10 protein-coding genes are annotated in these 12,735 nt (G+C 70.7%); 2 read left to right on the forward strand and 8 right to left on the reverse strand.

The annotated features are described in order from the left end of the window. Positions 1-19: 19 nt before the first annotated feature. The 7 genes from ABZ953_RS05835 to ABZ953_RS05865 are packed head-to-tail and all read right to left on the reverse strand — an operon-like array spanning position 20 to position 8,233. Positions 20-1,297, reverse strand: coding sequence for an MFS transporter (locus ABZ953_RS05835; RefSeq protein WP_361717312.1), 1,278 nt, complete (start codon positions 1,295-1,297; stop codon positions 20-22). Then, positions 1,290-2,537: a hypothetical protein gene (locus tag ABZ953_RS05840; protein ID WP_361717315.1), complete on the reverse strand. Its 1,248-nt coding sequence runs from the start codon at positions 2,535-2,537 to the stop codon at positions 1,290-1,292. The genes ABZ953_RS05835 and ABZ953_RS05840 overlap by 8 nt, the downstream gene beginning before the upstream one ends. After that, positions 2,534-4,180: a class I tRNA ligase family protein gene (locus tag ABZ953_RS05845; RefSeq protein WP_361717318.1), complete on the reverse strand. Its 1,647-nt coding sequence runs from the start codon at positions 4,178-4,180 to the stop codon at positions 2,534-2,536. Before ABZ953_RS05845 ends, ABZ953_RS05840 begins: the two co-directional genes overlap by 4 nt. Further along, positions 4,177-5,280, reverse strand: a complete 1,104-nt coding sequence (locus ABZ953_RS05850; protein ID WP_361717321.1) for an FAD-dependent oxidoreductase — start codon at positions 5,278-5,280, stop codon at positions 4,177-4,179. Before ABZ953_RS05850 ends, ABZ953_RS05845 begins: the two co-directional genes overlap by 4 nt. After that, positions 5,273-5,680, reverse strand: a complete 408-nt coding sequence (locus ABZ953_RS05855; protein ID WP_361717324.1) for a cupin domain-containing protein — start codon at positions 5,678-5,680, stop codon at positions 5,273-5,275. The genes ABZ953_RS05850 and ABZ953_RS05855 overlap by 8 nt, the downstream gene beginning before the upstream one ends. After that, positions 5,677-6,954: a SidA/IucD/PvdA family monooxygenase gene (locus tag ABZ953_RS05860; protein WP_361717327.1), complete on the reverse strand. Its 1,278-nt coding sequence runs from the start codon at positions 6,952-6,954 to the stop codon at positions 5,677-5,679. Before ABZ953_RS05860 ends, ABZ953_RS05855 begins: the two co-directional genes overlap by 4 nt. Positions 6,955-6,970: 16 nt before the next feature. Beyond that, a complete protein-coding gene (locus ABZ953_RS05865) occupies positions 6,971-8,233 on the reverse strand; it encodes an ATP-grasp domain-containing protein (RefSeq protein WP_361717330.1) in 1,263 nt (420 codons plus the stop codon). A 575-nt stretch (positions 8,234-8,808) separates the two neighbouring features. Between ABZ953_RS05865 and ABZ953_RS05870 the strand changes: the two genes are divergently transcribed. After that, on the forward strand, positions 8,809-10,440 hold the full coding sequence (locus tag ABZ953_RS05870; RefSeq protein WP_361717333.1) for a M4 family metallopeptidase: 1,632 nt from the start codon (positions 8,809-8,811) through the stop codon (positions 10,438-10,440). Positions 10,441-10,529: 89 nt separating this feature from the next. After that, complete coding sequence (locus tag ABZ953_RS05875) at positions 10,530-10,886, forward strand: VOC family protein (protein ID WP_361717336.1); 357 nt, start codon at positions 10,530-10,532, stop codon at positions 10,884-10,886. A gap of 173 nt (positions 10,887-11,059) precedes the next feature. Here ABZ953_RS05875 and ABZ953_RS05880 read toward each other — a convergent pair whose 3' ends face one another. Beyond that, the gene (locus tag ABZ953_RS05880) at positions 11,060-12,583 is read right to left on the reverse strand and encodes an aldehyde dehydrogenase family protein (protein WP_361717339.1); all 1,524 of its coding nucleotides are present in this window, start codon (positions 12,581-12,583) and stop codon (positions 11,060-11,062) included. Positions 12,584-12,735 lie beyond the last annotated feature (152 nt).

Consider the following 12,735-nt stretch of genomic DNA (forward strand, 5'->3'; position numbering starts at 1 on the left):
CGGGCGCCGGCCGGTCCGCTCAGGCCGGTGCTGGCTCCGTCCGCGCGCGGGCCTTCTCCAGGCCGCGCACCAACGGCGGCGCGGCGAGCCCGAGCAGGGCGAAGAGCGCCGCGAGGACCAGCCAGCCGGTCGCCGCCGCGCCGACGACCAAGGAGGTCATCAGCCACGGCCCGGCGAACTGCTGGAGCCCGCGCCCCAGGGAGAACACCGCCTGGTACTCCCCCTGCCGGCCCGCCGGGGCGAGCCCGAAGGACAGGCCCCAGCTCGCCGACGCCTGGTACAGCTCGCCGAGGACGAGCACCAGCGCGCCGCCGAGGAGGGCCGCGCTGTCCAGGAGCGCGCCGTGCCCTCCGCTCACCGCGAAGACCAGGCAGGAAGCCCCCAGCGCCCACCCCGCGCAGCGCAGCATACGTGCCGCTCCCGCCGGGGTACGCGCCCCCTTGCTGACCGCGACCTGGAACAACAGCACCAGAACGGTGTCCACGATCAGCAGCCCCGACACCAGCAGCGCGGGAGCGTCGGTGCCGGTGACGATCCACAGCGGCAGACCGACCGTCAGCAGCGGGTGATACAGCTCCAGAGCGCCGCACACCAGCGCGACCGCCACATAGCGCACGTCCCGCAGCGCGGCGCTGCGCAGCACTCCGTCCGGTGACTCGGCGGCGGCCCGGGGCCCGGCGCCCGCGGGCAGCCGCATACCGAGCAGCACGGCGACGGAGACCAACTGGAGGGCGGCGTTGGCGAGGACCGTGGCGTACAGGGCGGTCGAGGTGCCCGCCGCGATGGCGGCTCCGGCCAGCGCGGCGCCGCCGAGGAAGCCCAGGTTGAACAGGCTGCGCATCTGCGCGCTCACCCTGAGCCGCTCCGCCTCGCCCACCAGCGCGTCGGTGAGGGACGCCTGGAGCGCGCCCGCCGAGGTCTCGAGGACCGCGATGGCACAGGCCACAGCGAGGAACGTGGCGAAGCCGTCCACCAGGCAGTACGTGGTGAAGCCGACGGCCGCGAGCAGGAAGTTGACGGTGAGCACCCGGCCCGCGCCGAGCCGGTCCGCGAGCCGGCCGATGGGCACGGTGCAGACCAGACCGCAGAGCCCGGCGACCGACAGGGCGAGACCCACGCGCTGGGCGGGGATGCCGATGGTCCGGGTGAAGAACACGGCGCTTGAGGTGAGGAACACCCCGAGCCCCAGGGCCTGGATGAGCGTGAGGACGCCGAGTCTGCGCGCGTTCCCGGCGGCCGGCAGGGTCTCCCGGAACCAGGCGCGCAGCACGGCGCCGTACCGGCCTGCCTCAGCCACGCGGCTCAGCCCCCTCGGCCCGCTCGGTCCGCAGCCCGTACACCTCCATCGCGGCGTGCACGGCGGCGCGCACCCCGGCGGCGCTCCGCCCCTGGAAGCGGAAGATCCCGCAGCCCTCGTCATAACTGCCGGGCCCGGTCATGACTTGCCCGATCTCGGGCAGTTCCTCGTGGTAGACCTCGGGGACGGCCGACCCGGGCGAGGTGCGCGCGACGACCCGTCCGGGCAGCTCGCGCGGAGCGGGATAGATGAGCCAGCCACCGGCCCGGGACCCGGCCGGTTCGGACGGCTGCCACAGCGGGGGCAGGCCCAGGGCCGCCCGGAACGCCTCGGCGAACAGGTCGATGCCGTACAGGTCGACGTGCAGGAACGGCACCTGCGCGCCGCCCGGCCGCAGCCCGACCTCCAGGAACACCAGCTCACCCCCCGGACGCCGGATCACCTCCAGGTGGAACGCGCCGTCGCGCAGCCCCAGCGCCCGCAGACAGTGGTCGGCGAACGTGGTGAGCCCGTCGCGCTCGGGGCCCGGGTCGAGCAGGACCGAGCCGAGCGGGCGGCCGTGCGTGTAGTCCAGGCAGGTGTGGACGTACTGGGAGGCGGTGACGAAGTGGAGGCGGCCGGAGCGGCGGACGCCGTCGACGTGGAAGATGTCCCCGTCGACGTACTCCTCGCACTCGTACGCCTCAAGGTCGACGCCCCTGAGCGCGTCGCGCAGTTCGTCGGTGCTGTGGACGACCGTGACGCCCTGGGAGCCCGCCGCGGCGCGCGGCTTGAGGACCAGGGGCAGACCGCCGAGGGTGTCGACGACCGCCTCCGCGGAGGGCGCGTCGTCGAGGCGCCGGAACCGTGGAACCCGCAGCCCTGCCGCGCCGACCGCGCTCTTCATGGCGGGCTTGTCCTTGAACCGCTCGACGAGGTCGAGACCGTAGCCGCCGGGGACGCCGAGCGCGGCCGACAGCCGGGCGGCCGTCAGGATGTCGTACTCGGACTGGCCGAAGACGGCTTCGGGCGTGCCGTGCCGGTCCGCGATCTCCCGTACGAGAGGCAGCAGGTCGTCGTGGGCGAGGCTGTCGAGCACATGGACCTCGGTCGCCCCGTCCTGGTCGAGCGCGGGCAGTCCCCCAGGCGTGGTGAGGTAGACCGTCCGGCAGGGGTGGCCGTCGAGGAAACGGTGGTACTCGCCGAACTCGTCGCCGGAGCGGTTGAGGACGACGTACAGCGGTGTGCTCCGCTCGGTCACGCGTTCGCTCCCGGTCGCAGGGTGTCGGGTCGCAGGGTGTCGGGCAGGCAGGCGTCCAGATCGGCGGCGCTCACCCGGCCGAAGCCGGGCGCGGGCCGGTCCCGGTGGGCCGGGGTCCTGGCGAGGAAGGCCGCCGCGCGAGGCTCCCCGGCGCCGCCGAGGCGCTGCCAGACGAGCTCGGCGAGGTCCGGCATCACCGGGAACGCCAGCAGGGACAGGCCCTTGAGCCACCAGTAGGCGCCGTCATCGGCCGCGTGGGCGACCGCGTCGTCGGCGCACCAGCGGTCGAGCGCCGCGACCGCCCGCCGGGTCGAGACACGGGCGCCGTCGAGCGCCGCGGACTGCTCGGCGAGCAGGGAATCCAGGAGGTCGACGGCGGCCGGGGCGGGTGGCCGGGGCGGCCCCTCGGGCAGTCGGCTCCAGGCGGCGTCGATCCGCTTGCCGAGGCCGTCGGCGAGCGTGGCGTTCGCGGTCCGCAGGAAGTCCGCCGTCTCGAAGCTCGCCGCCTCGGACTCCAGATCGGCCCCGGCGAGGTAGTACCGGACGGTGTCCACGCCGATGGCGGGCGACGCGGCGATGTCCGCCGCCCAGATGGCGTGCCGGGCGCTGGTGGAGAACTTCCGCCCGGCCAGCCGGTAGAAGTTGTTGATCAGGCACCGGTCGTACGGCTTCATGTCGCCGTGCAGCAGGCTGGTGCCAACGATCGAGACCAGGGTGGGGATCACGTTGTCGACCCCCAGAGTGGTGATGGTGGTGACCCCGGAGTCCGGGTCGAAGGCGTTCACGCCGGTGCCGGAGAGGCGGCCGTGAACGGCGCCTGCGAGGCGGGCGAACATGAAGATCCCGGCGTACGGGAAGAGCGCGCGCGGCACGTCCGGCTCGGCCGCGGGCAGCGGAAGTCCCCACGTCTGCGGGGCGCTCAGCCGTACGGTCAGGCCGTCGCGCTCCAGGAAGCGCGCCACGGTCGCCCGGTAGCGGTCGGCGACGCCCAGGTCCGCGAGCGTGGTGTCCAGGACGTCGCGGTCCGGCAGCCGCAGGAAGAGGCTGGAGATCTCCCGCCAGGTCAGCGGCCCCTCGTCGAGCAGGGGGCGCGGCTCGACGACCGACTCGGGCAGGAAGTGCGCACTGCACTCCTCGCAGAAGTAACTGGCGATGCCCGCACCGCACTCGGGGCAGCGGCCCTGGAGCCAGCCGCCCACCACCCAGCGGTCCGACGCCGCGCAATGCGGCACGCGCTCGGTGCGCGTCACCACCGCGTCCCGGGCCGTCAGCCGCTCGATCGAGGCGGCGACCTCCTGCTCGAACTGCTCTCGCCAGGGCTCCTCATCGGGGACGATGAACGCGTCGACGCCGATGCGCAGCGCGGCCAAGTCGTCCTGGATGCGCTGTCCGTAGCGGGCGGCGACCTCGCCGGGCGTGGAGTCCTCGGCGTGCGCCTTGAGCGCCACGTACGACTCGTACACATCGCTGCCGGTGATCACCAACGGCAGGTCGCCCCGGACCCGCAGATGCCTCGCGATCATGTCCGACCACAGGAAGGGGCCGCCGACGTGGCCGAGGTGCAGGGGGCCGTTGGGCGTGGCCTCGGGCGGCACCAGGAGGTAGTGCCGGGGGGTGTGCGTGTCCCCCGTCAGCAGGCTCATGTTCGCGTTCTCCCGTCGAGCAGGTTCAGTGCGTCCTCGGCCATGGCCGGGGCGAGTCGGTAGCCGGAACCGGAGCCGCCGATGGCCATGACCACGTCATCGCCGCCGACCGTCTCCACGACCGGCAGATGGCCGGGGGTGAAGCAGTCGCTGAAGACCCGGCCGCCGAGCAGGTGCGGCAGGAATCCCGATACGTGCCGGGCGAGCAGGGACCGGGCGATGTCCCGGTCGCGGGCGTCGATGGCGAGCGGTTCGTCGGGGCCGCGGTCCCAGTCGGACGAGGTGATGCTGAAGATCCAGTGGCCGCCGGGGCGGTGGGGCAGCAGGAAGGCGTCGGCGTCCTCGAAGACGAGTGCCGGGGCGCCCGCCGGGGGCGGCGTCATGACGTGGAACGCCACCACCTTCTTCACCCGGGCCCCGCGCTCGCGGGCCGCCGCCGCCACTGGGCCGTCGAGGACCCAGGGGCCGGGCGCGAGGACCGCCTTGGCGGCGGTGATCCTGCTGCCGTCGGCGGCGACCAGTTCGACACGGCCGCCCGTACGGCGAACTTCGGTGACCCGGAAGCCCTCCAGGAGCGTGTTGTCCCGGCGGCCGAGGACCTCGTCGAGAAGCCGGTCGGTGAGCCATTGGGGCTGACCTGCCGACATGGGGGCGGTGGCCAGCAGGACTTCGTCGCCGCTGTGGGCGAGCCCGGGAAACGTCCGGTCGAGCACGGCCCGCTGCTCACCGGTGACCGGGCGGGTGCGGCCGCCGTCGGCCATGGTCGCGTCGAGCGCGGCCGTGTTCTCGCGCGCCACCAGCCAGCGGACGTCGACCGGCGCGCGTCCGGCGTCGCCGAGTCCGGCGGCGAGCTCGTCGAAGAGCGCGGTGCTGCGGGCGGCCAGGGCGCGCTGGGCCGGGCTGTGCCCCGTGGGCGTGTCGAACCCGGCGGAGAGACGGGTCGCGCCCGTCCCCCGTCCGGCGTGTGTGATCACGGCGACGCGGCGGCCCGGGTCCCGGCGCACGGCGTAGTACGCGGCGAGGGCGCCGACCGCGCCCGCGCCGACGACGGCGAGGTCGTAGTGGGGCGCCTCACCGGTCCCTGTGGTGCGCTCATTCATCGGGCGCCGACCACCAGAAGGAGTAGATGACCAGTTCCTCGCCCTGGTCGGCGAAGATCTCGTGGACGGCCTGCGAGGCGAAGCCCACCAGGGAGCCGGGCCCGACGACCGACCGTTCGCCGTCCACCTCCAGGGTGCCGGATCCGGCGTGGACCACCCAGATCTCCTGGACCGCGTGCTGGTCGGGCGAGCTGGTCCCGCCCGGGGGCACGGTGAAGCGGGCCGCCTCGAACGGCACGCGGGGGAAGACCGAACGGGCGAAGTCCGCCTCGGCGACGGTCACTCCGTCGGGTTCCACCTCGGTCGGACCGAAGGGGACCAGGACGCCGACCGCCTCTGCCTGGAACTGCGCGACCTGATGGGCGGTCATACGGGAAGCGGTCATACGGGATGCGGTCATACGGAATACCTCGTCTCACCGAGCATGCTGTTGAGGATGACCGCGCTGCGCCAGGCGAGCAGGCTGAGATTGGGATCGGCGACGCCCCAGGAGTGCCGGGCGCCGTTCTGGAGGTAGATCCGGTTCTCCGCGGGCCCGTCCCATGCGACCGAGAAGTCGTCGCCGACGACGAGCATCCCGTCGTCCCGCCGCAGCCGCGCGGCCAGCGGAGCCATGAAGTCCGGCAGCGCGTGGGCGTATCCGGTGCTCAGGATCACGATGTCGGCGGCGAGCACGGCGGGTGCGTCCGGGCCCGAGGACTCGACGACGAGCTTCCATTCGTCGGGGCCACCCTCGATCGCGGTGACCGCGCAGTCCGCCAGGAAGCGCAACCTGCCGGGGTTGTTCTCGATGAACTCGTCGCGGTAGCTCAACCGGTAGATGTCCTGGAGGACTTGGAGGTCGATGCCGTCGCTGGTGTACTTCTGCCGCTCCAGGAGCCGGGCCTTGTGGTCGGCGGGCAGCGCGTGGAAGCGGCGTACGTACTCGGGCGTGTAGAGGTCGTTGGCGAACGGCGAGTCGTCCATCGGCAGGAACGACGAGCGCCGGCTGACCCAGGTGATGCTGTCGGGGGCAGCGCCGACCGCCAAGTGGCGCACGATCTCCGCGCCGCTCTGGCCGCCGCCGACCACGACGACCCGCCGTCCGGTCACGTCGGGGGAGCGCAGCAGGAACTCCCCGGAGTGGAAGACGGTGGGTCCGAGGACGGGGCGGAACGGCTCGGGGACGGACGGGGCGAGCCCGGTGCCGAGCACGAGGTGACGTGCCGTCACCTCGTGCTCTCCGGCGCGGAGTTGGAAGGCACCGTCGCGGAAGTCCACACTGCGTACGTCCGCCCCGAACGTCAGACTCGGCAGCCGCCCGGCGACCCACTGGAGGTACTGGTTGAACTCGGCGCGCAGGACGGCCGGGAAGTCGGCGGCCAGGAACCGGTAGAGCCGGCCCTCACTCGCGAGGAACGACAGGAACGAGAAGGGGCTGGTCGGATCGACCAGCGTCACCAGGTCCTTGAGGAGCGAAACCTGGAGGGTGGCCTCGGGCAGCAGCAGTCCGGGGTGCCAGGAGAAGCTCTCACGGCGTTCCAGGTGGGCGCCGCGCAGCCCGTCGACCGGATGCGCGAGTGCGGCGAGGCTCATGTTCGCGGGACCGATACCAACGGCCGCGTAGTCGAGTATGCGTGCGTCTACATGTGTGTCTACGTCTACGTCTACGTGTGCGTCTATGTGTGCGTTCATGGTGGGATCCGCCGGGTCAGGCCGGGACGACGAGGTCGCCGAGCGCCTGCCAGCGGTCGAGGGCGCCCTGCGGCGAGTCGGCGGTGAACAGGGCGTGGCCGAGGCGCGAGCGGCAGTCCTCGACGCCAGGGATGGTCTCGCCCGGCGCGAAGTACACGGCGCTCTCGGTGACTTCGGGCAGTGCCTCGAGCTCCGGCCACCCGGTGAGCTCCCGGTACGAGGAGCGGCCCGCGGCGGAGAAGAAGCGGATCCCGGCGCTCTCGGCCTGCGGCGGCGCGAAGGCATCGGCCGCCTCCAGGTCGACGCCGAGCGCGGTGGCGACGGCCACCCTGGGCAGGCTGACCCCGGTCACGAGCCGCAGCAGCTCCACGATCCGGTCGCCGGGCAGCCGGGCGCCGATCTCGATGAGCACCGGACCGTCGGCGGCCAGGCGCAGCTCGCAGTGGAAGGGGCCGCTGGTGATGCCGACGGCGCGGACGACGTCGCCGACGTACGCCTCGACGCTCTTCAGGGTGGTGTCGTCGACGAGGGCCGGGGTGAGATGGCCCAGCTCCACGAAGTCGGGCTCGGGGCCGAGCAGCGTGCGGCTGAGGGCGACGACGGTGACTTCGCCGCTCTCCAGGACATAGCCGTCGGCGCTGAACTCGGGGCCCTGGACGTACTCTTCGACGAGTACCCGGTGCTCGTGCAGCTTGCCCATGTCGGGCTCCGGGTCGGTCACGAGCCGCTGGAACGCGGCGGTGAGCTGGTCGATGTCGTCGGCGCGGCTGACGTGGATGCTGCCGGAGCAGGCGACCGGCTTCAGCACGCACGGGAAGCCGACCCGTTCGGCCGCGGTGCGCAATTCGGCGTCGGTGGTCGCCTGGGCGAAGCGCGGGGTGCGCAGCCCGGCCTCGGCCACGGCGGCCCGCATGACGCTCTTGTCCCGGACCCGGTCGACGGTGGCCACGGGCAGTCCTGGCAGGCCCAGCTCCGCGGCGACGCGCGCGGTCGCCGTCACATAGATGTCGGAGCCCGGCAGCACCGCCTGGAACGGCTCGGCCCGGTGCAGTTCGAGCACCGCCGTCTCGAGGGCGGCCTGGTCGTTGGTCTCCACTGTCAGCACCGAGTCGGCCGCCGCGCGCACGGCGTCGGAGAGCCGGCGGTCGCCGGAGTCGGCGGTGGCGACGACGACCCGCAGTCCCATCTCGGCCGCGACACCGATCAGGGTGGCGCCCCCGGAAGAGGCGGGTTCGACCACCAGGACGCGGGCAGGACGAAGTGCATCTGTGTGCGGCAAAGCGAAATCCCCCGGGCAGAGCTGTAGGGACCGGACTCGTGGTCGCGATCCTGATCGCGATCTTTCTACCGGGCGCCTTGGTCCCGGTCAATGGATGACCGCAAAAATATCTGCGAGAGCGAATCCGAGCCGCATATTTTCCGGAGCAAGGGCCTCATCGGCGCATGTTCGGGTCTACGGAAGCGACCGAACACCTTTGTGGAGCGGTTCTGATGGGCGGCCAGGAGGAGCGGCAGCCGATTGCTGGGGGGCGTCATGGTGACCGCACAGACCCAGAGGCTCCCCCCTCACCGGGGGCGGGCGCATCGCCGCAGCGGTCGGCCAACTCCGCGGCGTGGCGGGCGCATTGTCGGTGCCGCCGCGTTCATGAACTGTTCGCATTCCGTATGTCGACCATCGCTGAACGGGCCATATCCGGCCAACATCCAGCCAAAATGCTGACATGTACCTGGTTGGAATGACACTCTTCCCCGCAACACGCTGCACGTGCGGTAACACGCTGCACGCCCGCATCGCGTCACTTTCTGCTCCGGGCGGCCCTCCATGCCTCCCGGGCCCCCACAGATGGAGCCCGCGTGACCTCTGACATATCCCGCAAGCGTTCGACGCTCGCGATCGCCACCGCCGTCGCCGCCGGAGCGCTGCTCGCCGCCGGACTGACCACCGGCGCCTCCGCCCAGCCGGACAAGGACAACGAGCCGTCCGGTTCTCCCGTCGCCCTCTCGGCGTCCACCAGAGCGGACCTCCTCAAGGACGCGAGCGTCGAGAGATCGGCGACCGCCGAGCGGATCGGCCTCGGTGCCAAGGAGAAGCTCGTCGTCCGCGACGTCGTCAAGGACGCCGACGGCACTACCCACACCCGCTACGAGCGCACCTACGACGGCCTGCCCGTCCTCGGCGGCGACCTCGTCGTGCACACCGCCAAGAGCGGCGAACTGAAGGGCGTCACCAAGGCGACCGAGGCCACGGTCGAGGTCGCGTCCACCGACGCGAAGCTCGGCAAGTCCTCCGTCGCCAAGTCTGCCGAGTCGACCGCCGCGAAGGCGAAGACCGCGCAGGCCGACGCGCAGGCTCCGCGCAAGGTGATCTGGGCCGCCTCCGGCAAGCCCGTCCTCGCGTACGAGACGGTCGTCACCGGTGTGCAGAAGGACGGCACGCCCAGCAAGCTCCACGTCATCACGGACGCCGCGACGGGCAAGAAGCTGTACCAGTACCAGGGCATCGAGAACGGCACCGGCAACAGCCAGTACAGCGGCAAGGTCAAGATCGGCTCAAAGAAGGTCTCGAGCGGCTACGAGCTGACCGACAAGGCCCGAGGCGGCCACCGCACCTTCGACCTGAAGCACACCGAGAACAGCGCCGGCAAGCTGTTCAAGGACTCCAACGACGTCTGGGGCAACGGCAAGCCCACGAGCGCGCAGACCGCCGGCGTCGACGCCGCCTACGGTGCCCAGCTCACCTGGGACTACTACAAGTCGGTGCACGGCCGCAGCGGCATCAACGGTGACGGCAAGGGCGCGACCTCGCGGGTCCACTTCAGCAACAACTATGTCAACGCCTTCTGGGACGACGACTGCTTCTGCATGACGTACGGCGACGGCGAGGGCAACAAGAAGCCCCTCACCTCGATCGACGTCGCGGCCCACGAGATGACGCACGGTGTCACCTCGGCGACCGGCAACATGGAGTACAGCGGCGAGTCCGGCGGCCTGAACGAGGCCACTTCGGACATCTTCGCCGCCGCCGTGGAGTTCAAGGCCAAGAACCCCAAGGACGTCGGCGACTACCTCGTCGGCGAGAAGATCGACATCAACGGCGACGGAACCCCGCTGCGTTACATGGACAAGCCGAGCAAGGACGGCAGCTCCCTGGACAAGTGGAACGCCAACGCCGGAAACGTCGACGTCCACTACTCCTCGGGCATCGCCAACCACTTCTTCTACCTGCTGTCCGAGGGCAGCGGCAAGAAGCGGATCAACGGCGTCCAGTACAACTCGCCGACCGCCGACGGCACCAAGGTCCTTGGCATCGGACGCGGCAAGGCCGAGAAGATCTGGTTCAAGGCCCTGACGACGTACTTCACGTCGACCACCGACTACAAGGCGGCCCGTAAGGGTACGCTGCGCGCCGCGAAGGACCTGTACGGCGCCAGTTCCACCGAGTACAAGCGCGTGGCCGCCGCCTGGACCGGCGTCAACGTCAAGTAACCCCGGGCCAGTCACTCAAGGGGCGGCGTCCGAACGGGACGCCGCCCCTGCCGCCACCCCCTGTCCTGGGGCGTGGAAGGCTGGGGCGCATGGTTTCGGTATTGCAGAACGTGGCGATTGACTGTGCGGATGCCTACGAGCTGGCCCGGTTCTGGAGCAGTGTGACGGGCCGTCCGATGCATCCGGATGTCAGACCGGGTGACCGGGAGACTCTGGTGCTGTTGGCGGAGGGTCCAGTGCTGTACTTCAACCAGGTGGCCGAGGCCAAGACGATCAAGAATCGGATCCATCTGTGTTTGCGCCCTGAGACCTCGCGCGATCAGGAGGTGGACCGGCTGCTGGGCCTCGGTGCCACCTTTGTCGCTGATCACCGGAATCCTGATGGTTCAGGCTGGGCAATCCTTGCTGATCCCGAGGGCAACGAATTCTGCGTTCTGCGCAGCTAGGCGCGGCTGCCCGAGGAGGACCCCTCGTCCGCGCGGACTTTGCGCGGCCGGGTACGGGGCCGGCCCGCGCCCTAGGTGTTAGGTGCTAGGTGCTGAGGTGACGGCGCAGAGTGGCCCACGGGCACGGGGTTGCCTGGAGTGGAACAGAACCTCCAGGCAACCTCCTTGAGGCTTTAGAAGAGCCCAAGCTTCTTAGGGCTGTAGGAACAGAGAATGTTCTTCGTCTGCTGGTAGTGCTCCAGCATCATCTTGTGCGTCTCGCGGCCGATGCCGGACTGCTTGTAGCCTCCGAACGCCGCGTGGGCGGGGTACGCGTGGTAGCAGTTCGTCCAGACGCGGCCCGCCTGGATCGCACGGCCCGCCCGGTACGCGGTGTTGATGTCACGCGTCCACACCCCGGCCCCCAGTCCGTAGAGCGTGTCGTTGGCCATCTTGATGGCGTCGTCGAAGTCGTTGAACGAGGCGACCGAGACGACGGGTCCGAAGATCTCCTCCTGGAAGATCCGCATGCGGTTGTCGCCCTCGAAGATCGTCGGCTGGACGTAGTACCCACCCGCCAACTCGCCGTCATAATCCACACGCTGACCGCCGGTCAGCACCTTGGCACCCTCCTGCTGGCCGATGTCCAGATAGGAGAGGATCTTCTCCAGCTGATCGTTGGAGGCCTGCGCGCCGATCATGGTGTCGGTGTCGAGCGGGTGCCCGGCCTTGATCTGCTCGGTGCGCGCGACGGCCGCCTCGAGGAACTCGCCGTAGTGCCCGCGCTGCACCAGGGCCCGCGACGGACAGGTGCACACCTCGCCCTGGTTGAGGGCGAACATGGTGAATCCCTCCAACGCCTTGTCCCGGAAGTCGTCGTTGGCGGCCCACACGTCGTCGAAGAAGATGTTCGGCGACTTGCCGCCCAGCTCCAGCGTCACCGGTTTGATGTTCTCGGAGGCGTACTGCATGATCAACCGCCCCGTGGTGGTCTCCCCGGTGAAGGCCACCTTGGCGACACGCGGACTGGAGGCCAGCGGCTTGCCCGCCTCGACCCCGAAGCCGTTGACGATGTTGACGACCCCCGGCGGCAACAGGTCGGCTACCAGACTCATCCAGTAGTGGATGGAGGCCGGAGTCTGCTCGGCGGGCTTGAGGACGACGGCGTTCCCTGCGGCGAGCGCCGGCGCCAGCTTCCACGTGGCCATGAGGATCGGGAAGTTCCAAGGAATGATCTGCGCGACGACGCCGAGCGGCTCATGGAAGTGGTACGCGATGGTGTCCTCGTCGACCTCGCTCAGCGACCCCTCCTGCGCACGGATGACACCCGCGAAGTACCGGAAGTGGTCGATGGCGAGCGGAATGTCGGCGGCCAGCGTCTCGCGGATGGGCTTGCCGTTCTCCCAGCTCTCGGCGACCGCGAGCTCTTCGAGGTGGGCCTCCATCCGGTCGGCGACCTTGCGCAGGACGTCAGCGCGCTCGGTGACGGAGGTACGTCCCCATCCGGGAGCCGCCGCGTGTGCCGCGTCGAGGGCTCGCTCGACGTCCTCGGCGGTGCCTCGGGCGATCTCGGTGAAGGGCCGGCCATTGACCGGGCTCGGGTTCTCGAAGTACTGACCACGGGCGGGCGCCACGTACTCGCCGCCGATGAAGTGGTCGTAACGCGACTGGTAGGCGACGATCGCGCCCTCGGTGCCGGGTGCTGCGTAACGGGTCATCTTGGCTGGCCTCCCGGGGAAGGCTGCCCGCCGTCGGGCAGCTCTCGCCCGGAGGCTAGGAGCCCGGACGTTGCGCCGACGTTGCGCTCCCTTCCGGGTTCCGTCCGAATTCCTTCCGAGTCCCTTCCGTTCGCAGAAGGGATCTCAGCAAG

It is taken from the genome of Streptomyces sp. NPDC046465 (genome assembly GCF_040646035.1).
Lineage (GTDB): Bacteria > Actinomycetota > Actinomycetes > Streptomycetales > Streptomycetaceae > Streptomyces.

Coding starts and splice junctions, on each gene's coding strand:
- ABZ953_RS05845 (WP_361717318.1), bottom strand. CDS start 4,180: ATGAGCCTGCTGACGGGGGACACGCACACCCCCCGGCACTACCTCCTG.
- ABZ953_RS05850 (WP_361717321.1), bottom strand. CDS start 5,280: ATGAATGAGCGCACCACAGGGACCGGTGAGGCGCCCCACTACGACCTC.
- ABZ953_RS05855 (WP_361717324.1), bottom strand. CDS start 5,680: ATGACCGCATCCCGTATGACCGCTTCCCGTATGACCGCCCATCAGGTC.
- ABZ953_RS05860 (WP_361717327.1), bottom strand. CDS start 6,954: ATGAACGCACACATAGACGCACACGTAGACGTAGACGTAGACACACAT.
- ABZ953_RS05875 (WP_361717336.1), top strand. CDS start 10,530: ATGGTTTCGGTATTGCAGAACGTGGCGATTGACTGTGCGGATGCCTAC.
- ABZ953_RS05880 (WP_361717339.1), bottom strand. CDS start 12,583: ATGACCCGTTACGCAGCACCCGGCACCGAGGGCGCGATCGTCGCCTAC.